23 protein-coding genes are annotated in these 24,827 nt (G+C 34.5%); 9 read left to right on the plus strand and 14 right to left on the minus strand.

The window, feature by feature from the left end; translation table 11 throughout:
- Positions 1–17: 17 nt before the first annotated feature.
- The 6 genes from ACWGOQ_RS02315 to ACWGOQ_RS02340 form a co-directional block, all read right to left on the minus strand.
- Complete coding sequence (locus tag ACWGOQ_RS02315) at positions 18–872, minus strand: OmpH/Skp family outer membrane protein (protein ID WP_452056937.1); 855 nt, start codon at positions 870–872, stop codon at positions 18–20.
- A 36-nt stretch (positions 873–908) separates the two neighbouring features.
- Entirely contained in the window at positions 909–3,536 is a 2,628-nt protein-coding gene (gene bamA / locus ACWGOQ_RS02320; RefSeq protein ID WP_452056938.1) for an outer membrane protein assembly factor BamA, read from the minus strand.
- A gap of 4 nt (positions 3,537–3,540) precedes the next feature.
- Positions 3,541–4,278: an undecaprenyl pyrophosphate synthase gene (gene uppS / locus ACWGOQ_RS02325; RefSeq protein ID WP_452056939.1), complete on the minus strand. Its 738-nt coding sequence runs from the start codon at positions 4,276–4,278 to the stop codon at positions 3,541–3,543.
- Between the two features lie 3 nt (positions 4,279–4,281).
- A complete protein-coding gene (porG, locus tag ACWGOQ_RS02330) occupies positions 4,282–4,965 on the minus strand; it encodes a type IX secretion system protein PorG (RefSeq protein ID WP_452056940.1) in 684 nt (227 codons plus the stop codon).
- Between the two features lie 100 nt (positions 4,966–5,065).
- Positions 5,066–5,950, minus strand: a complete 885-nt coding sequence (locus tag ACWGOQ_RS02335) for an NAD kinase (protein ID WP_452056941.1) — start codon at positions 5,948–5,950, stop codon at positions 5,066–5,068.
- Positions 5,951–5,982: 32 nt separating this feature from the next.
- A complete protein-coding gene (locus ACWGOQ_RS02340; protein ID WP_452056942.1) occupies positions 5,983–6,639 on the minus strand; it encodes a CBS domain-containing protein in 657 nt (218 codons plus the stop codon).
- Between the two features lie 97 nt (positions 6,640–6,736).
- Between ACWGOQ_RS02340 and ACWGOQ_RS02345 the strand changes: the two genes are divergently transcribed.
- The 8 genes from ACWGOQ_RS02345 to clpX all read left to right on the plus strand — a co-directional run bounded on the left by ACWGOQ_RS02345 (position 6,737) and on the right by clpX (position 15,119).
- Positions 6,737–7,450, plus strand: coding sequence for a pyridoxine 5'-phosphate synthase (locus ACWGOQ_RS02345; RefSeq protein WP_452056943.1), 714 nt, complete (start codon positions 6,737–6,739; stop codon positions 7,448–7,450).
- A gap of 8 nt (positions 7,451–7,458) precedes the next feature.
- Entirely contained in the window at positions 7,459–8,226 is a 768-nt protein-coding gene (locus ACWGOQ_RS02350) for an alpha/beta fold hydrolase (RefSeq protein WP_452056944.1), read from the plus strand.
- A gap of 122 nt (positions 8,227–8,348) precedes the next feature.
- The gene (locus tag ACWGOQ_RS02355; protein ID WP_452056945.1) at positions 8,349–9,596 is read left to right on the plus strand and encodes an OmpP1/FadL family transporter; all 1,248 of its coding nucleotides are present in this window, start codon (positions 8,349–8,351) and stop codon (positions 9,594–9,596) included.
- Between the two features lie 7 nt (positions 9,597–9,603).
- Positions 9,604–11,145: an SGNH/GDSL hydrolase family protein gene (locus ACWGOQ_RS02360; protein WP_452056946.1), complete on the plus strand. Its 1,542-nt coding sequence runs from the start codon at positions 9,604–9,606 to the stop codon at positions 11,143–11,145.
- A gap of 102 nt (positions 11,146–11,247) precedes the next feature.
- Positions 11,248–11,595 (plus strand): phage holin family protein, encoded by a 348-nt coding sequence (locus ACWGOQ_RS02365; protein ID WP_452056947.1) that lies wholly within the window; start codon positions 11,248–11,250, stop codon positions 11,593–11,595.
- Between the two features lie 86 nt (positions 11,596–11,681).
- Positions 11,682–13,004: a trigger factor gene (gene tig / locus ACWGOQ_RS02370; protein WP_452056948.1), complete on the plus strand. Its 1,323-nt coding sequence runs from the start codon at positions 11,682–11,684 to the stop codon at positions 13,002–13,004.
- Between the two features lie 101 nt (positions 13,005–13,105).
- Complete coding sequence (gene clpP, locus ACWGOQ_RS02375; RefSeq protein WP_452056949.1) at positions 13,106–13,780, plus strand: ATP-dependent Clp endopeptidase proteolytic subunit ClpP; 675 nt, start codon at positions 13,106–13,108, stop codon at positions 13,778–13,780.
- Positions 13,781–13,886: 106 nt separating this feature from the next.
- Positions 13,887–15,119, plus strand: a complete 1,233-nt coding sequence (clpX, locus tag ACWGOQ_RS02380) for an ATP-dependent Clp protease ATP-binding subunit ClpX (RefSeq protein ID WP_452056950.1) — start codon at positions 13,887–13,889, stop codon at positions 15,117–15,119.
- Between the two features lie 135 nt (positions 15,120–15,254).
- On the opposite strand, the gene ACWGOQ_RS02385 is transcribed toward clpX, so the two are convergent.
- Positions 15,255–15,581 (minus strand): hypothetical protein, encoded by a 327-nt coding sequence (locus ACWGOQ_RS02385; protein WP_452056951.1) that lies wholly within the window; start codon positions 15,579–15,581, stop codon positions 15,255–15,257.
- 236 nt (positions 15,582–15,817) lie between these two features.
- Positions 15,818–17,350: a GH3 auxin-responsive promoter family protein gene (locus tag ACWGOQ_RS02390; protein ID WP_452056952.1), complete on the minus strand. Its 1,533-nt coding sequence runs from the start codon at positions 17,348–17,350 to the stop codon at positions 15,818–15,820.
- Positions 17,351–17,468: 118 nt separating this feature from the next.
- Here ACWGOQ_RS02390 and ACWGOQ_RS02395 point away from each other — a divergent pair, with 118 nt between their 5' ends.
- Positions 17,469–18,263, plus strand: a complete 795-nt coding sequence (locus ACWGOQ_RS02395; protein ID WP_452056953.1) for a DUF2797 domain-containing protein — start codon at positions 17,469–17,471, stop codon at positions 18,261–18,263.
- 1 nt (position 18,264) lies between these two features.
- On the opposite strand, the gene ACWGOQ_RS02400 is transcribed toward ACWGOQ_RS02395, so the two are convergent.
- From ACWGOQ_RS02400 to ACWGOQ_RS02425, 6 genes are all read right to left on the minus strand, one after another.
- Complete coding sequence (locus ACWGOQ_RS02400; RefSeq protein ID WP_452056954.1) at positions 18,265–19,713, minus strand: pyridoxal phosphate-dependent decarboxylase family protein; 1,449 nt, start codon at positions 19,711–19,713, stop codon at positions 18,265–18,267.
- Positions 19,714–19,799: 86 nt separating this feature from the next.
- A complete protein-coding gene (locus ACWGOQ_RS02405) occupies positions 19,800–20,408 on the minus strand; it encodes a LysE family transporter (RefSeq protein ID WP_452056955.1) in 609 nt (202 codons plus the stop codon).
- 149 nt (positions 20,409–20,557) lie between these two features.
- Positions 20,558–21,004 carry a hypothetical protein gene (locus ACWGOQ_RS02410; RefSeq protein ID WP_452056956.1) on the minus strand — a complete coding sequence of 149 codons (447 nt, stop codon included), beginning with the start codon at positions 21,002–21,004 and terminating at the stop codon, positions 20,558–20,560.
- A 76-nt stretch (positions 21,005–21,080) separates the two neighbouring features.
- Positions 21,081–22,355, minus strand: a complete 1,275-nt coding sequence (locus ACWGOQ_RS02415; RefSeq protein ID WP_452056957.1) for a beta-helix domain-containing protein — start codon at positions 22,353–22,355, stop codon at positions 21,081–21,083.
- 552 nt (positions 22,356–22,907) lie between these two features.
- A complete protein-coding gene (locus tag ACWGOQ_RS02420; protein WP_452056958.1) occupies positions 22,908–23,345 on the minus strand; it encodes a hypothetical protein in 438 nt (145 codons plus the stop codon).
- 29 nt (positions 23,346–23,374) lie between these two features.
- Positions 23,375–24,634 (minus strand): beta-helix domain-containing protein, encoded by a 1,260-nt coding sequence (locus ACWGOQ_RS02425; RefSeq protein WP_452056959.1) that lies wholly within the window; start codon positions 24,632–24,634, stop codon positions 23,375–23,377.
- Positions 24,635–24,827 lie beyond the last annotated feature (193 nt).

A 24,827-nucleotide genomic window follows, 5' to 3' on the forward strand; every position in this document is an offset into this window, starting at 1 on the left:
ATTTAAAAATTAATTTTTTAATTATCTTCATTTTCATTTGTCTCACCATCATCGTCAGAAGGTGCGCCGTCTTTCAATTGCTCTTTTAAGGCATTTATAGAATCTTTTTTTCTTTTTTGCGCTTCCAGAAGTTTAGCCCGTCTTTCTTCAAACTCTTTTTTCTTAGCTGCTCTGATCGAATCTCTTGCAGCTCTTCTTTCTGCTAATAATTTTTCTCTCTCCGCTTGTTTCTGGGACGTAGCCTTTTCTCTATCAGTTACTTCTTTTTCCTGCTCAACATTTCTTTCTTCAGCTCTCTCTAAGGCTTTTCTATCTTTTTTACTATTTACCTGCCTTCTTTTAGAAGCTCTATTTATTCTCAATAATATTTGATCACTTATATCGTGTCTGTCGGCAGAAAAGAGCATTACCAAATCTGCAGATTTATCAAATATAAAGTCATATTTTTTGTTTTTTGCTATTTCTTGTACCGCAACAAAAACCTGATCCTGAACTGGTTGCACTAATCTCTTTTTTTGTAGGAATAAGTCTCCGTTAGGACCGAACCTTTTTTGTTGATATTCAAGAATTTCTTTTTCTTTAAAGAAAATATCCTCTTCTCTTTCTTCAATAAGCTCTTTAGTAAGCAAAACGCGTTCATTATTGAGGTTCTTTCTCATTTGTTCCACCTCTTTTAATTCCGCCTCGATTTCTACTTTCCATTTTTGTACTTTGGTTTCCAGGTCTGCTGACGCTTCATTATACTCGGGAACATTTTCTAGGATATAATCCATATCGATATAACCGATTCTAATACCTCTTTGCGCCTCTGCTGAATTGGAAAAAGATAACCAAAGGATAGTTGTTAATACTAAAAGAACTTTTGTTTTCATGATCCTGATTTGTTTATAGAAATAATCGTGCCAAAATTAAAATTGTTGTCCAATGATAAAGTGGGTCTCCCATCCATTATTTCCTGTCGTACCTGGAATTGGATCAAAACCGTACCCAAAATCAATACCCAGCAATCCAAAGGCTGGCATAAAGATACGTAAACCTGCTCCAGCAGAACGATTTAATTGAAATGGATTGAATCCTCTGAAGCTATCATAGGATGCTCCACCTTCTAAAAACGTCAGCATATAAATAGATGCTGATGGTTTTAAAGTAATTGGATAACGAAGTTCTAACGAATATTTATTATAAATTGTTGCCCCATCCTCTACAAAATCTGGATCATTTGCTCTACTAAGGGGTATAAGCGACTGATTTGGATACCCTCTTAGCGCTACAACTTCTCTGCCATCTAATGCAGTAGCACCTAGACCGTCTCCTCCTAAAAAGAATCTTTCAAAAGGGATATTTCCTCTGTTATTGTTATAAGCACCCAGAAAACCATATTCAGCTCTTGTCTTTAATACTAAAGGTTGTTTACCTATTTTAGTTAGGGTAGTATACCAAGTAGCATCAAATTTAATTTTGTAATATTCTAACCAATCAAAACGTTCTTGGTCAATCTCACCTATTTCCGTTGCTAAATCCTGACGTTCATCAGCACTTAATCCTGAGTTTGGATCATCTAGTTCCCCTTGAATATCAGATCTTCTTTCTGCTAATCCACTGTAGTCTGTACCATCCCACAATGAATAGGGTAGAGAAAGCTTAGCAATAAGATTAAACTCAGATCCCGATGTTGGGAAAATAGGATTAATCGCAGTATTGTTTCTGTTGATTCCTATAGTATATGCAAGGTTGTTTGAAGAACCATTTCCAAAGGTAAATAATCTAGTATTATAGTTTTTAAGATTATAGTGTTGAATACTTATCGCCTGGGATAGTGTAAAGTAATTGTCGGGCCAATTAAGCCTTTTGGCAATACCAATAGATCCACCAGTAATCAAAAACTTACTATCTCTATCTACATCACGCGTTCTGTTATTAAATAAAAACTGAATGGTATGAGAAAAAGAAGTAGAAAGTTGGAAAGGTCTTTTCCCACCTAACCAAGGTTCTACAAACGATAAACTATAGGTTTGGAAAAACTGACTAGCCTGAGCTCGTACTCGAAGTGTTTGCCCATCTCCCATAGGTAAAGGACTATAGGCCTCCTTATTAAAAATGTTTCTGATCGAAAAATTACTAAAAGCAAGACCTAATGTTCCAACGAAACCTCCACCTCCAAAACCACCTTGAAGCTCAATCTGACTAGCACCTTTTTCAACTACGGGGTAGTTAATGTCAATGGTTCCTGCTTGTGGGTCGGCATTTTTAAATTGGGGTTCTAACTGTTCAGGATCAAAGAAACCTAATTGTCCTATTTCACGAACAGTTCTTACTACCAAGTCTTTACTATATATCTGACCAGGTTGAGTTCTTAATATTCGATAAATAACATGGTCATTGGTTTTATCATTACCCGTTACGGTAATATGATCAAAATGTACTAGTTTTCCTTCTCGAATTCTAATTTCGAAATCGATCGTGTCATTTTTCACATTAGTTTCTACTGCATCGATATTAGAAAATAAATACCCGTTGTTCTGATACAAGTTAGTAAGGTCATTAGCATCAGGTTTTGTGTTGTCTGCAATTTGTTTTTCTAAAAGGACTCCGTTATATACATCTCCTTTTTTGATTACAAGTTGTCTTGCCAACTGATTGTCGGTATAAACACTGTTCCCTAAGAAATTAATATCACCAAAATAATATTTATTTCCTTCCTCTATCTCGAGGTTTAATGAAACACTGTTGTCATCTTCTACAATCAAGGAATCCGAAGTTATGCGAGCATCTCTATACCCTTTTTCCTTGTATTTACTAATAATACTTTCTTTGTCCTCTTGATAATCATTTTTGATATATTTTGAGCGTTTCCAGAATCTCCATAATTTTTTCTGTTTGGTGTTTTTCATGGCCGCTCTCACCTTGTTGTCAGAAAAACGTTCATTTCCGTCGATTCTAATTTTATCGACTTTTACTCGGTCACCTTTGTCTATTCTAACTAGCATGTTTACTTTGTTAGTAGGAACTGTATCTTTAACAGGTGTAGTGTTTATAATAACTTTGGTGTTCAGAAAACCGTCTTTACGATATTTATTGGTAATAAAATTACGTGTTGTAGTAATTAGGTTTTCTGTGACCTTTGTTCCGGGATTTAGGCTGTTATCCTTAATTAAGTCTTCGGCTTTACGTTTTCTAACCCCGTCGATACGAGCTTGTTTTAGTTCTGGTACTTCCTGAATATTAATTTCCAGATAAGCCGTATCACCTTTTACTTTAGTGATGTAAAAATTAATGTCACTAAATAATTCAAGATCCCAAAGTTTTTTTATGACCTGACTGATTTTATCTCCAGGTAATGCAATCCTTTCGCCGTTTTTTAACCCTGTAAAAGTAATAATCGTATTCTCATTATAAGTTGAGATACCGGTGACCTCTATACCACCAATAATATACTCTTTGCCAGTTGTGCCAGGTAAACTTTGTGCTGAAAGTAATGCTGTATTTAATAGAAATGCAATGAATGCAAAATACGTAATAGGTAATTTTTTTGTCATCTTTTTAACTAAGCTGCTCACTAGTTTTTCCAAATCTTCTCTCTCTTTGTTGATAATTCAAAATGGCCTCAAATAAATCCGTTTTTTTAAAATCAGGCCATAATATTTTAGTAAAATATAATTCTGCATACGCAATTTGCCATAACAAAAAATTACTAATACGTTGTTCTCCACTAGTACGTATTAATAAGTCTACATCTGGAAGGTTTTTCGTATACAAATGCTCATTAATGACTGCTTCATTTATAAGATGTGGCGAAAGTACATTATTTTTAACTTTATTACTTATTTCTTGAATAGTTTTTATAAGCTCTTCTCGACTACCATAACTGAGGGCTAGTGAAAGCGTCATATGCTTGTTATCCTTAGTTTTTTCAATAACTTCCAGTAATTCTTTCCTTGCTTTTTCAGGCAGTGCTTGCAGATTTCCGATAGCATTCAATCGGATATTATTTTTCTGAAGTGTTTTAATTTCTTTTTTTAGGGAGCTGACCAAAAGTTTCATTAAAGTTTCTACTTCTAATCTGGGTCTGTTCCAATTTTCAGTAGAAAAAGCATATAAGGTAAGATATTTTATACCAATTTCTGCAGCTCCTTCTACAGCTTCTCTAACGGCTTTTGTTCCATTTTCATGTCCCATTGCCCTAAAAAGCCCTTTCTTTTTTGCCCATCGACCATTACCGTCCATAATGATGGCCACGTGTTTGGGGATATTAGTATTAAGTTGGTCTTTATTAATCATTTTCTAGAATGCACAATAGCATGGTATTCGTCCCCATGTGTAGGATAATGTGATACCCGTAAATACATACCAGTCATTATTATCCAAATTACCAAATCCTGTTCCAAAGGCATTGTCCGGATTACTTCCGTCCAAATTATCTGTGAATGTATATCTTGCACCAATTTCTGCGCCCAATATCCAATGCCGTCCAATAGTTTTCTTTACACCAACAACCATAGGTATCGCTGCATTCCATTTTTCACTATAGGAACTAATTTGATTACCGTTATTAGGATCAACTGCCTTGGCGCTATAGTTAAAACCAGTTAGGCCAGTATATAAATATGGAGTAAATTGTGGTTGGCCATCATAAAGAAACCAGTCCCAGAAATTGAACTCTAATCCTACAGATAGTTCTTTTACAGAATTATTAAAGCTAAAGCCTCTTTGAACTCTTCTGTCATCTCCTCTGGCATCATTGGATTTAAGATTGGCGTATAAAAAGGATGCTCTAAAAGCATGTCTTTTACTTCGATTCCATTTTCCAATGGCTCCAATAGCAAGAGCATTAGGTGATATATAGTAGGTCGACCCTACATCTCCTATGTAATTAGAACCACCAACCATTAGCCCTACCTCATAAGTTTGCGAGGTGATAGATTGCCCAAAAAACAAAATCAATATAAAGGATGCTAAGTATCTCATAGATTTTCAAAAGTTTGCAAATATAACAATTAACTTTACTACACAAGAATTTGAGTAAAATAGTATGAATTAAAAAACACTTTTTAGTTGATTTTATTGTTTAATTACGCTTATCTTCTCCCCATAGCATTTTTTTTCGTAGTGTTTTTAAGAAGCTTTCACCTTCTAAAACTACCATATTAATTTTAAAAGGAGCTTTTTTAATAACAACTGTGGTTTCATTCGGAAGCGTATGAATTCTAGAATCAAGAGATATGAGATAAGAATCTTCTCTTCCAGAAACTTGCAACTTAATTTCTTTATGGTCAGGAATCACAAGTGGTCTTGCATTAAGATTATGCGGTGCAATTGGAGTTAATACCATACTTTCTGCATCTGGCATCATTACAGGTCCTCCACAACTCAAAGAGTATCCTGTAGAACCGGTTGGAGATGAGACAATGAGGCCATCAGACCAATATGAAGTCAAGAATTCATCATTTAGACTGGTGTGCACTGTGATCATAGAGGTGGTATTTCTTCTGCTAACAGCAATTTCATTCATCGCAAAATTCAAAACTCCAAATTCTTCAGAATGTGGTACGGTGTCTATGGTAACAATGGTTCTGGGTGATATATCGAATTTTTTGTTAAGAATCAGATCGATAGTATCTCTGATTTCTTCTTTTTGTATGGTTGCCAAAAAACCGAGTCTTCCTGTGTTAATTCCAGCAATCGGAATCCCTAAATCTCTAACATAGGTTATTGTTTTTAGAATAGTTCCATCACCGCCAATACTAAAAAAAAGATCATATGAATGGTCTAACTCTTCAAAAGTGCTAAAATGTGAATAGCTTTTGTCAATATCATCATGAAGGTCGATTAATTCCAGAAAATTTTTTTCTATAACCACTTCGATATTGTTTTTGTCCAGCGCTTCTAACAATTGTTGGATATATATACCGGATTTTTCGTGATAGAACTGACCGTAAATACCTATCTTCATTATGTATTTATTTGTTTGTTAGTTTTGGTATTCTATATATTAAGGTATTTTTCTAAGTATAGTGACCTCTCTTTAAGATTGTTTAAAAAAGAATCTTCATGATGTTTAGACACAATATTATAACTATATCTTCTAAATGTTTGAACGATATTGTTAATGTCGCTGTCATTTACTTTTAATGTAATCTGGACTACGTCATTTTCCATGTTAGAGATAAAAAGGCCCAATAACTTAGCACTGTTTGATTCTACAATTTGTGAAACTTCACTAAAGGAGTAATCTAAAACCCCTTTTTCTACAATTAAAATGTTACCTGGTTCGCTTAAAAAAGGAGTCTCGTTAAAGAGATTCATAATATCCCTTAATTCAAAATATCCTTGATAATTATTATCATCATCCAAAACAGGTAATATGTTGGAATGGTTTTGAGCAAACGATTCTAAGATATCTAACCAGTTAGTGTTAGTTCTAGCAAAGAAACCTTCTAAAGCATACAAATAGGACTCTAAAGTTTTTTCAGTTTCAAAACATCGTACATCTGCCTCTGATATACATCCTACATAAATACCATCTTTCAAAACAGGGAAATGGGTGTAGGTAAGTTCGTTAAACAATAATTGTGCATCCGCAACCTTAGCGGTTGTGGTCAATGGATCAATTTCATTGATTATGTATAAGCTTGTCTTCATATTCCCGGGGCTTTTTATGCAAATTAATCAAAAATATGTAACCGAGGCACTCTCAAGTTCGTATTTTTGCTTTTTATTAAAAGTTATATCAAAAACTATGACAAAATTAAGTGTAAATGTCAACAAAATAGCGACGTTACGTAATTCAAGAGGTGGCAATACTCCTAATTTACTGAAAGTGGCAGCAGATATTCAGGATTTCGGAGCAGAAGGCATTACAATCCACCCTAGACCAGACGAAAGGCACATAAGATATCAAGATGCGTATGATTTAAAATCAATAGTGCGCACGGAGTATAATATAGAAGGAAATCCAATTCCAAAGTTTATTGAACTGGTAAAGAAGGTTAAACCTACGCAGGTAACTTTGGTTCCTGATGCTGTAGATGCTATCACTAGTAATGCAGGTTGGGATACTGTCAAACATAAGAGCTTTTTGAAAGAAGTGATTTTAGAGTTTAGGAAAAATGATATACGGACTTCAATTTTTGTGGATCCTGTAGAAAAGATGATCGAGGGAGCTAAAGAGACCGGGGCAGATAGGATCGAATTATATACAGAAACTTTTGCGTCAGAATATGAAAAAGGAAACAAAGATGCGGTCTCCCCATATGCAGCTTGTGCAAAGTTAGCATTAGATCTTGGTATCGGTGTAAATGCAGGTCATGACCTATCGCTGAATAATATTAAATTCTTTAGAGAAAGTATTCCGGGATTATTAGAAGTTTCGATTGGTCACGCATTAATAAGTGAATCTTTATATCTTGGGTTAGAAAATGTGATAAATATGTATTTGCACAGACTTAAATAATAGAACTTATGAAGTTATATGCGAACGTTTTAGGAGAAGGAACTCCTTTTCTAATTTTACACGGTTTTCTTGGTATGGGAGACAATTGGAAGACCCTTGCAAAGAAAATATCAGAACACGGGTATCAGGTACATTTAATTGATCAAAGAAATCATGGTCGCAGTCCTCATGCGAATGAATTTAATTATAAATTATTGGCTGGGGATTTAATGAAATATTGTGAAGATCACAGTCTTAGAAACATAACGCTGCTTGGTCATTCTATGGGTGGAAAGACAGCGATGTTTTTCGCGATAGACCATCCAGAAATTATAGACAAATTGATTATAGCAGATATTGGTCCAAAGCATTACCCTTTGCATCATCAAGATATTTTAGATGGATTAAATTCCTTAGATTTTAAGATTTTAAAAAGCAGAAGAGCGGTTGATAAGGGTTTAAGTGAGTATGTAAAAGATATAGGAGTGCGAATGTTTTTGATGAAGAATTTATTCTGGAAAGAGAAAGGAGCACTTGGATTACGTATGAATTTGAATAGTTTGATACAAAACTCTTCAGAAATTGGATTAGAACTATCTGAGGACTTTATATATAAAGGTCGTACTCTTTTTCTGAAAGGACAAAAATCCAACTATATCCTAACCGAGGATGAGGAGCGAATCCGAAGACAATTTCCTGCATCCGAAATCAAAGAGATTAGTAATGCAGGTCATTGGTTACACGCAGAAAATCCAAAGGAATTCTTAACTGCTGTGTTTGGATTTGTCAAAAATTAATCAAAAAATACTATGTATGCATAATATTTTAATGATTTGATTGGATAATTGGTATTTTCTGCTAAATTTGAAGCATTAATTTTTACATATTCAAAAAACAAACAAAACAATTCTATTTTATTATGAAAAAACTACTATTATTAGTTCTATTCGCCTCCGTGACTTTAGTCACATATGCTGGTGGATATAGAGTTAGTGTGCAAGGGCAGCGGGCTATGGCAATGGGGCACACAGGTGTTGCTGTGGTAAATAGTGCGGAGCTGGTATTCTTTAATCCGGCAGGTCTTGTCTACTTAGAGAATAAATTGAACATTAGTGCGGGAGCAAGTGGTGTTTTTACCAATGTAATTTATCAAAATTCAGATCTGGGCATTTCTTCAGAAACAGATAGTTCTGTTGGAACTCCACTTAATTTATATGGGTCTTATAAAGTGAATGACTGGTTAGCTCTGGGTCTTGGGGTGTATACTCCCTATGGTAGTGAAGTTACTTGGCCAACGGATTGGGCTGGTTCTCATCTTGTAAATAACATTGATTTAGCTGCAATTTATATTCAGCCCGTAGTTTCGATAAAGCTATCCGATAAATTCAGTATTGGTGGTGGTCCAATATATGTTACAGGTTCTGTTAATTTTAATAGAAATGCAAATAGAACATTGACGGATATAGATGGTAACCGTTCTAATATTACGGTGGATGATTCTGGTGTAAGCAATTGGGGATGGAGTGTGAGTGCCATGTTTAATCCTACAGAAAACTTTAGATTAGGATTTAACTATCGTAGTGAGATTATTCTTGAAGCAGAAGGGGGAGAGGCAACTTTTAGTAACTTCCCGAATTCTCCTGCGACTCCTTCAAGCGGGACTACCACCTTTGATGCAGAATTACCACTGCCAGCAGAACTATCAGTAGGATTATCTTATCAATTTCATAAAAAATGGTTATTCGCTTTTGATTATAACAGACAATTCTGGGATGTATACGAATCTCTGGATATCCAATTTGGAAATGGTTCTACCTCCTTAAATCCTCGTAATTATAAAAATTCTTCAGTATATCGTTTTGGACTACAGTATGATGCTACATCCAAAATATCTTTAAGAGGTGGTTATTATATTGACGAATCGCCTGTTCAGTCTGGGTTTTTTGCTCCAGAAACTCCTCGTAATGATTCACAAGGTTTTACAGGAGGTGTTAGTTTTGCTATTACTCCAAAACTGGCAATCGATGCTTCATTCTTTTACCTAAGGTTTGAAGAGGTAAATGAATCTTACGATTCTTATCAAGAAAATGGACAAAATGTTCCTTTCAGAGGTACCTATAAATCAAGCGCATTTGCGCCAGGACTTGGTTTAACTTATAAATTATAATATGAAGATGAAAAATAATATAAAATATTTAGCAATTCTGGCACTAGGTTTTGTAGCGTGCGAACCAGAATTTGATACTCCGATTGATGAAGCTGGAGTATATACTAGCGGAGAAGCTAATTTCTCAAATTATGTAGCTTTAGGAAATTCTTTAACTGCAGGTTTTGCTGATGGAGCACTGTATATTACGGGACAAGAAAATTCTTACCCTAACATTCTATCTCAGCAATTTGCATTGGCGGGTGGAGGTGAGTTTACACAACCTTTAATGGCAGACAATACTGGTGGAGCGTTATTGGGAGGTACTCAGATCTTAAATAACCGATTCGTGCTGGCGTTTGATGCTCAGGGAAATCCTGGGCCTGCGATATACGCAGGAGCTACTCCGACTACGGAAATATCAAACAATTTAGGAGCTTCTTTTAACAATATGGGGGTTCCCGGAGCTAAAAGTTTTCATTTGGTAGCTCCTGGATACGGAAATGTTGCTGGTGTAGCCGATGGCTTGACAAATCCATATTATGCAAGATTTGCTTCTTCGGCAGATGCTACCGTGATAGATGATGCTGTTGCGCAGAATCCTACATTTTTTAGTTTATGGATAGGAAATAACGATATACTTAGTTATGCTACTTCTGGTGGTGTAGGTGTTGATCATAATGTAACAGGTAATCTAGATCCTTCTACTTATGGAGGTAACGATATTACCAATAGTAATGTTTTTGCTTCAGTTTATAGCAACTTGTTAACTGCGCTTACAGCTAACGGAGCAAAGGGGACGGTTTTGAATTTACCAAGCGTAACGTCTCTTCCATTTTTTACTACAGTGCCAACAAATGCAGTACCATTAGATGCGCAAACTGCAGCCTTTTTAAATTCACAGTTTGTAGCTTATAATACTCAGGTGCTTCCTGGGTTAGCTCAATTTGGTTTGATTACTCCTGCAGAGGCAGTAGAAAGGCAGATTAATTTTGAGGCTGGACAGAATTTTGTGACTATAGTAGACGAATCCTTGACCGATATATCAGCAGCGATTCAAGGACCTCCATTTAATCTGGATGCTCAAACAGCTGGACTTCTAGCTCAACTAAGACAAGCGACTTCTGCTGATTTAATCCCATTAACATCTGCTGGTAATATTGGGGTAGATCTTACCGGTGACGGTACCCTAATTACAGGTGTTTCTGTACCATTAGGGGATGCAGATGTATTGACAGAAGCCGAACAAGCCGCTATTGCGAGTGCACAGGCTTCTTTTAATGCAACTATCAAAGATATGGCTACTGCCAATGGTTTAGCTTTTGTGGATGTAAAGTCTCTTTTGTCTCAAGCAGCAGGTGCAGGTATTGCCTTTGATTCTGGAGTGATTACTTCTGATTTTGTGACTGGAGGAGGTTTTTCGTTAGACGGAGTACATCCTACGCCAAGAGCACACGCACTATTAACGAATGCGGTATTAAAGGAAATTGAAGATACTTATGGAGCGACGTTGCCTTCTGTTAATCCAGGGGATTATGGGACGGTTACGCTAAGTAACGATGTAAACTAAAGTTCTCTAAAGTAAACTTTTTATAACCTGCTATATTTTTATAGCAGGTTTTTTTATTGTCTCGTTTTTAATACCTTATACCCATCTAAAAACCTAGTATCTATGAAATTCTTATTAAAAATGATTCTTAGTGCGGTAGCTGTATTGATTTTAGCAGAAATTTTGCCTGGAGTAAGAGTCAATAGTTATATCAGTGCTCTTGTAGTGGCTGTTCTTTTGGCAATTCTAAACGCAGTAGTAAAACCTTTATTGGTGATATTAACCTTACCCGTAACCATTATAACGTTAGGGTTATTTTTATTAGTGATTAATGCGGCAATTATACTTATTGCAAGCCATTTTATATCAGGTTTTAGTGTCGATGGTTGGTTATGGGCTTTGATATTTAGTATATTATTGTCAGTGTTTCAATCGATATTATACTCTATTTTAAAGAAAGATAAAAGCTAACTGTTTTTCAGGGAGTTAAAACTTTGTTGAGTTCTAAAAAAGTATTACTTTTGCAACCCGATTTTTAGTACTAAAAAGTAGAGATAATGAATATTTCAAAAGAGCAATTAGACGATTTAAATGCTGTAGTAACAGTAGATATTGCAAAAGCAGATTATACCGATAAGGTGGATAATATCCTTAAAGATTATCGTAAAAACGCCAATATTCCTGGCTTTAGAAAAGGTCACGTCCCTATGGGATTGGTGAAAAAGCAGTATGGAAAAGCCGTTTTGGTGGATGAGGTGAATAAATTGTTGCAGGATGCTCTTAATAAGTACCTAACGGAAGAAAAACTGGATGTTTTAGGTAATCCATTACCAAAAGAACAGGAAAACTTCAATTGGGATGCTGATGACTATTCGTTCGAGTTTGAATTAGGTTTGGCACCAAAATTCGAAGTAAAACTCAATGGTAAAAAGGCTATTACTCATTATAAAATTGTTGCCACTGATGAAATGATTGATAATCAGATCAAAACGATTCAAAAGCAATATGGTAAATTGGTGTCCAAAGATAAAGTGGAGAAAGAAGACGTAATCAATGGTACTTTTGTGAACGAAGAAAAAGAGATTGAAAATCAAACAACTATTTCTTTAGATAAAATAAAAGGAAAGAAAAATGTAGATAAATTTATCGGTTCTAAAGTGGGCGACGTGCTTACACTAAAAACTAAAGGTTTATTTACTGATGATCATGATTTAATAAACGCCCTTAAAATTGATCATGACGAGGCACATGGATTAGATATCGAGGTTACCTTTACTATTTCTGAGATTAATCATCAGGAATTGGCAGATTTAGATCAGGACTTATTTGATAAACTTTATGGGAAAGATGCTGTGAAAACGGTAACAGAATTAAAAGAGAAGATCAAACAAGATGCAGATCGTCAGTTTGTTCAACAATCCGATCAACAGTTACTGAATGATGTGACAGAAAGTGTTTTGGAAAACACTAAATTTGACTTACCAGCAGAGTTTTTACAAAAATGGATTCAAGCTACAGGCGAAAAAACTTTGACTGAAGATGAGGCAAAGGATGAATATGAAAAAAGTGAAAAAGGGCTTCGTTTTCAATTAATTGAAGGTAAGTTAATTAGCGATAATAACCTGCAGGTTACCTTTGAAGAATTAAAAGAATTTGCAAAAGATTTAATTAAGGGACAAATGGCTCAATTTGGCCAGATGTCACCAGAAGACAAAGAATTAGAAGATATAGCCGCCAGAATTTTATCAAATCAGGATGAGGTAAAAAGAATTTCTGAGCAACTTATGAGTCAGAAATTATTAGCCTTTTATAAGGAGAATGTTAAGCTTAAAGAAAAAGAAGTGAGTTTTGATGATTTTGTAAAAGAAGTTTACAAATAATCAACATAAACTAATAAGGAATTTATACTTATATTTAGGGCGTTAAACCAAGATTTGGTTAGCGCCTTTTTTATAAAAGTAAAATTTCAGAAAAAGAACATATGAATTACGGAAAAGAATTCGAAAAATACGCAACACAGCATCACGGTATTAGTAGTAATTACTATGATAAAATCATAAGTAGTATGTACCCAACCGGGATGACGCCTAATATCATTGAAGAACGTCAAATGAATGTGGCTATTTTTGACGTATTTTCTCGCTTAATGATGGATCGCATTATCTTCTTAGGTACCGGAATTAATGATCAGGTAGCAAATATCATACAGGCTCAACTGTTGTTTTTGGAGAGTGTAGATTCTTCAAAAGATATTCAGATTTATATAAATTCTCCAGGAGGAAGTGTATACGCCGGTTTAGGAATATATGATACGATGCAGTTTATTAAACCTGATGTAGCAACGATTTGTACAGGAATGGCAGCATCCATGGGAGCTGTACTTTTATGTGCAGGAGCGAAAGGAAAACGTTCCGGATTGCCTCATAGTAGAGTAATGATTCATCAACCTCTCGGAGGGGCGCAAGGACAAGCTAGTGATATAGAAATCACTGCTCGAGAAATCCTAACGTTAAAAGAAGAACTATACCAGATCATAGCTAAACATTCTGGGCAGACCTATGATAAGGTATATGAAGATAGTGATAGAGATTATTGGATGAAAGCCGATAAAGCTCTTGAGTATGGAATGATTGATGAAATACTGACAAGAGAATAATCGTACTAATAAAGAATAGCAGATTAAGATTAGATATCTAATCTGTACCCCTAGAAATAAGTCTGTCGACGCCTTGTTATCGACAGGTTTTTTGAAATAAATAATTATGCCGAAAGAAGATTTAGAATGCTCGTTTTGTGGAAGAAAGAAACCAGAAACCAATTTACTAATTGCAGGTCTAGATGCACATATTTGTGACCGTTGTATAGTACAAGCTCACGGGATAGTGGTGGAAGAAGCGAAAGATGAGGAAGCTGGAGAACTGAGCTCCGAATTAATGTTACGAAAGCCTATGGCTATCAAGAAATTCTTGGATGAATATGTGATCGGACAAGAGTTTACTAAAAAGGTGATGTCTGTTGCTGTTTACAATCATTACAAACGATTGCTACAACCTAATAACGACGATGATATCGAAATACAGAAGAGTAATATCATTATGGTCGGACAAACTGGTACTGGTAAGACCCTCATTGCTAAGACAATTGCTAAAATGCTAAATGTTCCCTTAGCCATTGTGGATGCTACTGTGCTTACAGAAGCGGGATATGTAGGAGAAGATGTAGAAAGTATTCTTACACGTTTATTACAGGCGGCTGATTATAATCTTGAAAAAGCTCAGAGAGGTATTGTTTTTATTGATGAAATTGATAAAATAGCCCGAAAAAGTGATAACCCAAGTATTACAAGAGATGTTTCTGGAGAAGGAGTGCAACAAGCATTATTGAAGCTTCTGGAAGGAACTGTAGTGAACGTTCCGCCAAAAGGTGGACGTAAACATCCTGATCAAAAGTTTATAGAAGTAAATACCGAGAACATACTTTTTATCGCAGGAGGAGCTTTTGACGGTATCGAAAATGCGATACAGAAACGCTTAAACATGCAGGCTGTGGGCTTTAGCGCTTCTAAGTCTGAAGACGTTATAGAAAAGGATAATCTGTTACAATACATAATACCCAAGGATTTAAAAGATTTTGGATTGATTCCTGAAATAATAGGTCGTTTACCTGTGTTAACACATATGAATCCACTGGATAATCATACGCTAAGAGCGATTCTGACAGAACCTAAAAATGCTATTATAAAGCAATATGAAAAGCTTTTTGAAATGGATAATATATCATTTACCATTACAACAGGAGCTTTGGATTATATAGTAGAAAGAGCTGTAGAATATAAGCTGGGAGCAAGAGGATTGCGTTCTTTGTGCGAAGCAATTCTTACAGATGCAATGTATGAATTACCAGAGAGTGAAGAAACTGAATTAAGAGTAACCAAAGATTATGCAGAGAAAAAGCTGAATAAATCTACAATAAATAAATTAAAAGCAGTCTCTTAATTTTCTTTTTGACTGCATAAAAATAAACTCCTTAAGTTATAAGCTTAAGGAGTTTTTATATTTTAAATAAAGAAGTTTTACAATCTCACTTCCTCTATTGTGTTTTTTTGAATTTTAGAGTTAGCTGATGGGTTATTATCTTTCTGAGTACAACTTTTCTGCTCTCTTTTTAGAGATGATTTCTTCTGTATTTCTTATGACCAATCTCTTACTATCCTTAAGCTCTATCTTAAACCTGTTTTCAGCAATTAATACCTCGTAAAATGCAACTTTAGATGTTTCTCCATAGCATATACCATTGTTGTCAGCAACCCTGTTTTTACTAGAAGATTTAGCGTTGTTATCGGATATTGTTGAAACATTTTCTATGATATCACCTTGGTCATTATTAGTTACTGTTTCTTGCGCGCTGATCGCTAAAGAACCAGAAATAAATACAAAACTAAGTAAGAGCTTTCTCATGTTTGGGGCCTTTGTTGTTGAGTTGTAACTGTATAGCAACAAATTTAATATGAAAGTGAAGTGTGTAAAAGATTTTTTTTACTTTTTAGTCCAAGCGTTTTTTTTAATCGACGAAATACCTAAATCTATACGAAAAACAAAATTTCTTACGTATTTTTTTTATGCTAAAACCGTATTTGTAATGTAAAAACAAAGAGCTTTTCTACGGTGTTAAAGAATCTTTTACCTTTTATATATTAGAGAGAAAAGGAGCTTACTTTATTTAAAGCCAGTAATTCATCAAGATATTTTCGAGAATTCGATAGTCTGGGTATTTTATGTTGCCCTCCAAGTTTATTATTTTTTTTAAGCCAATCATAAAAGAGGTTATGTCTAGCATGATTAACTCTCAAAACATTTAATGTGATGTCGTTATACCTTTTGGCCTCATAATCACTGTTGATGTTCTGGATATTTTGATCCAGAGCCCTAATAAAGTGATCCAGATCCTTTGGAGGTTTTTTAAATTCAATCATCCATTCGTGAGCCCCCTTTTCTTTTCCTTTCATAAAAATAGGGGCTACCGTATAATCTATAATTTCACTATCTGTTTCTCGGGTGGTTTTCCTAAGTGCTTCTTCAGCATTTTCGATAATTAATTCTTCACCAAAAACATTAATATGGTGTTTAGTTCTTCCGGAGACTCTTATTCTATATGGTTCAATGGAAGTAAAACGAACGGTGTCACCAATTTGGTATCTCCATAAACCAGCATTAGTAGTAATAATGACAGCATAATTTTTGCCAATTTCTACCTCACTTAGTGGGATGACCTTTTCATCAGTTTTTCCATAGGTGTCCATGGGTACAAATTCGTAAAAAATACCGTAGTCTAGCATCAATAATAGTTCGGATGATTCATTTTGATCCTGAATGGCAAAAAACCCTTCAGAAGCATTGTAAATTTCATAGAATCGGAAAGAATTTCGCGGTAATATCTTTTTATATTGATCGATGTAAGGTTCAAAACTAACACCTCCGTGAAAATATACTTCAAGATTTTTCCAAATCTCAAATAGATTTTCTTGTCCTGTTGTTTCCAATACCTGATTTAACAGAACCAACATCCAGGAAGGAACTCCTGCGAGACTAGTCACATTTTCTACCACTGTTTCATGTACGATTGCCATCATTTTTGTTTCCCAATCGCTCATTAAAGAGACTTCATTGCTTGGAGTAGAACTAAATTCGGCCCAAAAGGGCATATTGTCAATAATGATGGCAGATAAATCACCAAAAGAAGTGCCATTTTCCTTATACAATTCTTTGCTTCCTCCTAAACGAAGGCTTTTTCCAGTAAAAAGTTTAGAATTTTCATTGTTGTTAAGGTACATACATAAAAGATCTTTTCCCGCTGCATAATGACAATCTTCCAGAGATTCCTGACTAACTGGTATAAATTTGCTTTTGGCATTCGTAGTTCCGCTGGATTTTGCGAACCATTTAATCGGAGTTGGCCAATAAATGTTATGTTCTCCTTGTCTACTACGCTCGATCATTTCTTCATAATCTTCATATGATCGCACGGGCACTCGCTCTTTAAATATTTCGTAATTATGTATGGATGAAAAATCGTAGGTTCTGCCAAACTCGGTGTTTCTGGCATTGTCCAATAAAACATGCAACAATTCTAGCTGTACCTCGTTGGGGTATTTTAGAAAAAGCTCCATCTGATGAAAACGCTTTTTTAGAAACCAGCTAGCGATTGAATTTACTAAAGGGATTGGCATTTTTTGATGTATCTTTAGGCGCTAATTAGCATTAATATGATTGTGTGAATGACTTTCATCGGAAACTAAAATAATAAAAATAATAACATTCCTTTTATAACTTATAACTAAACTTTTTATGCAATATCTAGGAGTACTTACTAAAATGCAAACCGAGATAGCAAACCCGATTCAATACTATTTGGTTTTTGAGTCTGATTTCATTCATATGAATCAATTATTAAATAAAAGGGTAACTATAAAATTCGTAGGTTATCAGTGCTTGGCATGTGGAAAGAACAAAAAAATCTATAGACAAGGATACTGTTACAATGATTTTTATAATCAACCCCAGGTTGGGGATTGGGTGATGCGACCTGAACTGAGTACCGCTCATTTAGATATCCAAGACCGGGATTTGGAATTCGAAAAAAAGGTACAGCTTCAACCACATATTGTATATTTAGCTAATTCCAGCAATATCAAAGTCGGCGTGACTAGAAAATCACAGGTCCCTACCAGATGGATTGATCAGGGAGCTCACGAGGCAATAGAGATTGTAGAAGTGCCTAATCGCTACCTTGCGGGTATTACAGAGGTTGCCCTAAAAGAGCACGTAGCAGATAAAACCAATTGGCAGAAAATGCTCAAAAATGAGATTGTAGATGAAGATTTGATTTCGTATAGAAGTAAACTTAAGGAGTTTATCCCTGATGAGGTAAAAGATTACTTTATTGAGAACAACCAGGAAACTGAAATAGCGTTTCCGGTACTATCATACCCAGAAAAACTAAAAAGTTTAAACTTGGAAAAAACACCAGAATATTCTGGCGTTTTGAAGGGTATAAAGGGGCAATATTTGATTTTTGAAGATGATACTGTTTTTAATGTAAGAAATAATGAAGGTTATGTGGTTCAGTTAACTATGCTTTAGGTTAGTGTTTTTTGGTCGCTAACCATTCATCTCCGTATAATTCACATTGCTCAATCGTTTCTTTTATATGGTCCAAAGTTGTTCTGGGATTAATTAAACACATTCTCAATACTACTTGCCCTAAAAGTATTGTAGTGACTAATAATGCTTCTCTGGAATTAATCATTTTTTCAGAAATTTTTTGATTAATCGTATCCACCTCCTTTTCGGTAAGGTTCTGGTCAATCGGGTTATATCTAAAATTAATGATTGCTAAGGTAGCTGGAGAAATAACTTCCCATTTTGGACTTTTTCTAAGTAGTACTTCTGTTTGCTCCGCAAGTGCTACATTATACTGAATAGCCTTTTTAAAAGAATTTAAACCAAATGTTTTTAACGACATATAAAACTTTAATGCCCGAAAACGACGTGTAAGTTGAATTCCATGATCATAAAAGTTAATTTCGGATTCATTACCTTCTACATCCCTTAGGTATTCCGGTTTTTCGCTAAAGGTTCCTCTCAACCAGTTATGGTTTTTTACTAGTAAGCAACCCATTTCATAAGGTTGAAAAAACCATTTGTGAGGATCAACCGTTAAGGAATCCGCTTTTTCGATTCCTTTTAATAATTCTTTTCCATTATCAGCCAATATTGCAGCACCTCCATAGGCCCCATCAATATGAAACCATAATTTTTCTTCTCTACAAATTTTTGCAATATCACCTAATGGATCAACTGTGCCTGTATTGGTGGTTCCCGCTGATGCAATCATACAAAATGGTTCCAATCCCTGAAGACGGTCTTTGGCGATGGCATTTTTTAATTTATTAAGAGATATTTTGAATTCCAGATCCGTTGGAATTATTCGTATTTGACTTTTCTTAAAACCGATTACTTTGATTGCTTTTATGTTTGAAGAATGTGCCTGATCTGATAAATAGATTACAGCTTTAGAGAAATCATCGCCACATTTGATTCTTCTGGCGGTAACTAATGCAGTAAGGTTTGCCATGGATCCTCCGCTGGTAAAGATTCCACCTCCTTCTTTAGTGCCAAACCCAAAAATATCCAGTAACCAATTCATAGTAAGAATCTCTAATTCTGCTGCAGCAGGTGAAGCAGCCCAACCACCAGAGAAAATATTGAACCCTGTAGCGATGGTATCTGCCATTGTACTGATATAATTACTAGGTCCCGGTACAAAAGAAAATGATTTTGGATGAGAAACGATAGTACTCTGCGGAATGACCTGCTTCATAACAAAAGTGAGAACTTCATGAGCATCAGTAGGATGATTTGGAATATCTTCCTTTAGCAAAGTATCCATTTCTTTGCGAGTTGCTATTGCTACAGGTTTTTTAGAATTTTGGGTATCAAAATGTTCTACAATATGATCTATGATTGCATAACCATATTGTTTCATATCGTTTTTGGATAGTTCTAGTGTAGAGTTGAGATCTTTTTTCATCCTTATGACTAATTGTCGTACTTGCTTGCAAAAATATATGATTTCTAAATCAAAAAATTGTATAATTAAGTAGAAAAAAGGTAAAACTATACGGCTATAAACAATTTTACTCCTTGAACGAAGGAAACTACAATAAGCGCAATACCTATCGTCTTAAATAATTTAGGTTTGGAATTATTGGACCTTTTAGCCATTTTATTACCCCATTGACTATACAGATATAGTGTTCCGATTTTACCAAAGTATATTCCTAAAAAGAAAAGAAGCAAAGCGATTAACGGAATGTTGATACTAAGTTGAAAAAGATGTTTGTTTGTTAGTGAGATAGCTACCACCCAATAAATGATTACAGGAGGGTTTAAAAAAGCTAACGAGAAACCAGTTATGAATTTAGAACTCCTTAATCTAATTTTAGAAATTTCTGCAGGCATATTATGTTGGTTTTTTCTTGCTAAAAAATAAATGCCAATAACCAAAAAAATAAAAATAATTGTAGTTTGAATCCATAGGTTGTTTTCAAAAAAACTGGTTAGTTCTATGCTGCATTTCAAAGCAAAAAAGGCCAGTAGCACTTCTGCAATACCTGCTGCTATTGCAATCCGAAATGCGTTTTTAAAATCTTCTTTTATAGTAGTATTTATGACGGCAATGTTTACAGCCCCCAGCGGAATCGCACCAACTATTGATATTATCATCCCAAGAATTAGGTACATTATAATCATATATGCTTAGTGTGCGTTTTGTAGTTATCCTTACATAACTTTTATAAAATGTATTGGACTATATTCAATTAATAATAAAGATAAAAAAGAGCACTATTAATTTTTATGCCTAAGCATTTGTACTAAAAACTTCTATCAACACCTATTCTCATTTTTTTTATAATTTCCTCAAAGTAGAGAATAGTCAGTATAATTTTTTCGGTATCTGCATAGGGTATGAGCTCTTCTATAGAATTTTGTACGACATCTATAGCTTCTTCAGTCGCTTTTACGCTTTTTTTTAGTGATTTTATATGATCAGAGTCTTCTTTTATTCCTAAATCGGATAGACGAACACCTGGTTCATTAGTCAACGATAAAAATGGAATAACCGTTACAATTTCTCTAACTCTATCTTGGTATAATGTAATCAATTCTCCTTTTTTCAGGCTTTCTAAATCATCGATCGTATGAAATCGTGATACCTGATCTTTTTGAATAAAAAAAACGGCCTCATCTCTTTTCTGACTGTAGGTAGATTGAAAAAAAAGAAAAGAGATAAAACCGATACGCAATGTTGACTTAAGCATAATGTAAAATTATCGTATTAAAATTCATAGATTAGATATTGGGGAAATCTAGAGCAAAAAAAGTATTTATGAAATCTTATTGCATTACCATATAATTATTCATTGCTTTTTTTAGTTGAAATGTAGGCGCAAATTTATTAGTTGGGTCTTCAAAAAGTACATCTACGCTTACAAAATCTTGAGTAAATCTATTGTATTTCAGAATGCCTAATACTCCAGTACTTGGTTTATATGAAACCTCTACACCTTCGTCGTGTATGTTAAAAAAACTGTTATCCATATTAAAAGCCTTTTCAATAACAGTCAAAGAGGTATACGATTCATCAAACTTAACCACATTCGAAAAACCAGATATTTTAGAATTATGGAGATAGACAATGGCAGAATTAGAAGCGGAAATGGCAGATGTAGTGTGCATATAATTCGAGGTGTCTGAAAGATTCACAAAAGTCGAATTTGTAATGGTCACATCAGTAACACCATTGCGTTGCATATACCCTAGATCTTTATTATATCCATCGATTTCTATAGAGTAGGATCCTTTAGGACTGGTAATATATGGGTGGCGTATAGCCATCAAATAATCTAAATCTCCTTTGAAGCCCTCAGAAATTTGAAAATCGTCGTCTTCGGCTTTAAAAGAAAGCATATTTCTCAAATTATTGTTTCCTCCTGTCCAGTTAAATGAATCCTGCCCAGAATAGCTCACCATTATGTGATCTATTATGGAAGCAGCACCGATACCAAATAAAGATAATCCGTTGATGTTTTCTGTTCCTTTTGATTTGTTACCAGGGAACTCTATTCTAACATAGCGCAGAATTGCGGTTTGTTCATTATAGTCATTACCACCATAAACGGAGTACTGTGGATTAAAATTTCCATCAAAGATTCCATTTCCAGACACAGAATTTACTTTTCCGGAACCTGCTATGATGATTCCTCCCCAATCTCCACTTGCTCTGGATTTAGCAGCCTTGTTAGAAGTAAAAACAATCGGATATGCTTCTGATCCAACGGCGATAAGTTTCGAACCTTTGGTGATAATAAGATTTGCAGGATTTTGATGGTCTCCTCTTATGACTGTTCCTTCTTGTATGGTCAGGGTTGCGTTACCAATGACGTAAACATCTCCAGAAAGTAGGTAAACAGTATCATTACTAAGATATGTATCGTCTGCAATAATGTTAGGAAGTTTTTCGTCAGTTTCCGGATAGTTTGTGTAGTTAGGCGTAAAATTAGTCCAACCTCGTATCCACTCACTACTATCCCTATCAAATTCTTGAGCAGTAGTTTTGAAAAGAAAAAAGGAGAATAGCATACATGTAATAAAAACGCATCTTAATTTCATAAAGTAATGTTTTGGGGTTATTATAAATAAAAGAAAAATCTTTCTTCTTTTTATAAGTACTAAATTAACATGGTTTTTTCGGATAGAGTTACGTTTTTACCGCAAAATATGTACGTTTGTCGATATTATGCACTTTATTGGTAAATTTTTATGAGTAAAATTCCTACATGTATAATATTTAATTACCTGTAAATCAATTTTTTAATAATAGAACTTGTATTTATCTCATAAACGGGTAACCGACTTATTTTTCCCTTCAAATTTGTGTTAATTTCCCTATAGTGTGTTGCTTTTTAGGGATTTGAGATTGATTTATGCTTTATAAATTTAATTATAAACTTTTTATTTAGGTAGTTTTTTGAAGTGAAATGAAGAAAAACGGGTACGCCCACTATTGGAGGGAATCAACCCTTTGACAGGCTGAGAAGACAAAGTTTTTATATGAAAATTCACGTGTCTTTAATCGTTATACTAATCTTGTCCAAGTAGCATCTATTTACCATAAACCACATTGAAAGTGTAGTGACTGTATTACACGATAACAATGTTATGTTAGCTATTTCCTTCTTTACCCAATCGCATTTTTTTAATCATTTCTTCAAAATGTAATATTGCCCATATAATTTTATCAGTATCAGAATAAGGAACTAATTCCTTAATGGTATTCGTTGTGTATACAAATGCTCTTTCTGCGATTTCATTGTTTTTCTCAACTATTTTGATGTGATCATTGTCTTCCTTTATTCCCACATCGCTGAGACTAATCTCTGGTTTATTTGAGAGTGATAAATAGGGAAGGACTACAAAAATCTCCTTAGCACGTTCTAAGTATAAATCTATAAGAGCTCCTTTATTAAGGTCTTGCAGCTCATCTATAGTATGAAATCTTTGGGTCAAATCACTGTTATCAAAGAAAATCCCTTTCTTACGCTGAGCATTTAAGTTGCTGATTGTAAATGTTACAAATAGTATGATGATTATGTTTTTCATAATGTTACTTATATTGGAGAAAGAATAATTTATTGAACTACCATATAGTTGTTTAATGAATTTTTTAAGGTAAAATCCGGGTTAGATTTATTAAAGGGACTTTTAAAAATCTCTTCAGGTTGTTTAAATATTTTGGTGAAGCGATTATATTTAAGTAAGTTAAATGCGTCATCCTTTATGTTATGATACGTAACTACCCCTTCTTTGTGAACATTTACAAAACTGTTATCCAGTTTGAAAGCTGTTTCTATCATTCTAAGAGTAGAGAATGATTTATCCAGTTTGACCACATCAGAAAACCCAGATATGTTCGCATTGTTTAAATATAATTCACCAAGGTTGTTAATTGATATTGCGGCTCTCGAATGATGATAATTACTTTTATCAACCAATGTTATTAATGTAGCACCAGTGATGTCAATACTAGATAATATTGTGGCGTTTCCAAAGCCTAACGTCTTATTATAGCCATCTACTTCAATAGCATACGATCCATTATTACCTGTAATGTATGGATGTTTGATTGCTACAATGTTTGTGAGCTCTCCTCGGTATCCTTGGGTAAAATCAAAATCGTCATCACTGGATTTATAAGAGATAAGGTTTTTAGATTTAGAGGCTCCTCCGTGCCATTCGAACGAGTCATCGGCAGAATAGCTTATCATAATATTTTCTACTTTAGATTGATACCCAAGAGCATATAGCGAAAGGCCATTTGTTGATTTGCCGGCATATTCGATTCTAACATACCTGAGAACAGTAGTTTCTTCGTCGAAGTCCTTTCCGCCAAATACAGTATATAAAGAATTAAATTTCTCTTTTATAACTCCTACCCCTTCTATAGTGTTTGCTTTACCAGAACCGATAATTGTAATTCCACCCCAGTCACCACTCTTTCTAGAATAAGTGGATTTGTTGGACGTAAATACTATTGGCGAAGTTTTGTTTCCATTAGCAATTAGCTTAGCACCTTTGGTAATTATAAGGTGAGTGGCTTTTTCAGTATCGGCTTTTATCAGTGTTCCTTCTTGTATGGTCAATATAGCGTTATCAATTACATATACAGTTCCCGAAATAAGATAGACAATATCGCTTCTTAAGTAAGTGTCTTTGTTTATAATGTTTGGTAGTAGTTTGTCGTAAGTAGGATAATTAGTGCGATTTGGCTCGAAGTTGGTCCAATCTCTCGTCCACTGTGCATTTTTAGGATTGAAATTATCTTGAGCTAATACTCCTGAGATAGAAATCGTTATCAATAAAAATATGCTAAGTAGTTTTCTTTTTTTCATAACTTCATTTTTTAGGTCTTACACTTTATGAAACCACTTTGGTTTTTTGATAAAATCAAATTTCGGAAGTGATAGTGTTTAGTTCGATGAAGTAGTATGATGATTACAAGAAAATCGTTTATTAACATTTTTTTGTAATATTTTTTTTAGAGGAAATCGCCCTTATTTTTACAGGTTATTAAGTTTCTTTTGG

It is taken from the genome of Aquimarina ulvae (assembly GCF_053613295.3).

Excerpts from the sequence above, each read along its gene's own strand:
- ACWGOQ_RS02315 (WP_452056937.1), bottom strand. The coding sequence starts at position 872 with ATGAAAACAAAAGTTCTTTTAGTATTAACAACTATCCTTTGGTTATCT.
- bamA (WP_452056938.1), bottom strand. The coding sequence starts at position 3,536 with ATGACAAAAAAATTACCTATTACGTATTTTGCATTCATTGCATTTCTA.
- uppS (WP_452056939.1), bottom strand. The coding sequence starts at position 4,278 with ATGATTAATAAAGACCAACTTAATACTAATATCCCCAAACACGTGGCC.
- porG (WP_452056940.1), bottom strand. The coding sequence starts at position 4,965 with ATGAGATACTTAGCATCCTTTATATTGATTTTGTTTTTTGGGCAATCT.
- ACWGOQ_RS02335 (WP_452056941.1), bottom strand. The coding sequence starts at position 5,950 with ATGAAGATAGGTATTTACGGTCAGTTCTATCACGAAAAATCCGGTATA.
- ACWGOQ_RS02340 (WP_452056942.1), bottom strand. The coding sequence starts at position 6,639 with ATGAAGACAAGCTTATACATAATCAATGAAATTGATCCATTGACCACA.
- ACWGOQ_RS02345 (WP_452056943.1), top strand. The coding sequence starts at position 6,737 with ATGACAAAATTAAGTGTAAATGTCAACAAAATAGCGACGTTACGTAAT.
- ACWGOQ_RS02350 (WP_452056944.1), top strand. The coding sequence starts at position 7,459 with ATGAAGTTATATGCGAACGTTTTAGGAGAAGGAACTCCTTTTCTAATT.
- ACWGOQ_RS02355 (WP_452056945.1), top strand. The coding sequence starts at position 8,349 with ATGAAAAAACTACTATTATTAGTTCTATTCGCCTCCGTGACTTTAGTC.
- ACWGOQ_RS02360 (WP_452056946.1), top strand. The coding sequence starts at position 9,604 with ATGAAAAATAATATAAAATATTTAGCAATTCTGGCACTAGGTTTTGTA.
- ACWGOQ_RS02365 (WP_452056947.1), top strand. The coding sequence starts at position 11,248 with ATGAAATTCTTATTAAAAATGATTCTTAGTGCGGTAGCTGTATTGATT.
- tig (WP_452056948.1), top strand. The coding sequence starts at position 11,682 with ATGAATATTTCAAAAGAGCAATTAGACGATTTAAATGCTGTAGTAACA.
- clpP (WP_452056949.1), top strand. The coding sequence starts at position 13,106 with ATGAATTACGGAAAAGAATTCGAAAAATACGCAACACAGCATCACGGT.
- clpX (WP_452056950.1), top strand. The coding sequence starts at position 13,887 with ATGCCGAAAGAAGATTTAGAATGCTCGTTTTGTGGAAGAAAGAAACCA.
- ACWGOQ_RS02385 (WP_452056951.1), bottom strand. The coding sequence starts at position 15,581 with ATGAGAAAGCTCTTACTTAGTTTTGTATTTATTTCTGGTTCTTTAGCG.
- ACWGOQ_RS02390 (WP_452056952.1), bottom strand. The coding sequence starts at position 17,350 with ATGCCAATCCCTTTAGTAAATTCAATCGCTAGCTGGTTTCTAAAAAAG.
- ACWGOQ_RS02395 (WP_452056953.1), top strand. The coding sequence starts at position 17,469 with ATGCAATATCTAGGAGTACTTACTAAAATGCAAACCGAGATAGCAAAC.
- ACWGOQ_RS02400 (WP_452056954.1), bottom strand. The coding sequence starts at position 19,713 with ATGAAAAAAGATCTCAACTCTACACTAGAACTATCCAAAAACGATATG.
- ACWGOQ_RS02405 (WP_452056955.1), bottom strand. The coding sequence starts at position 20,408 with ATGATAATATCAATAGTTGGTGCGATTCCGCTGGGGGCTGTAAACATT.
- ACWGOQ_RS02410 (WP_452056956.1), bottom strand. The coding sequence starts at position 21,004 with ATGCTTAAGTCAACATTGCGTATCGGTTTTATCTCTTTTCTTTTTTTT.
- ACWGOQ_RS02415 (WP_452056957.1), bottom strand. The coding sequence starts at position 22,355 with ATGAAATTAAGATGCGTTTTTATTACATGTATGCTATTCTCCTTTTTT.
- ACWGOQ_RS02420 (WP_452056958.1), bottom strand. The coding sequence starts at position 23,345 with ATGAAAAACATAATCATCATACTATTTGTAACATTTACAATCAGCAAC.
- ACWGOQ_RS02425 (WP_452056959.1), bottom strand. The coding sequence starts at position 24,634 with ATGAAAAAAAGAAAACTACTTAGCATATTTTTATTGATAACGATTTCT.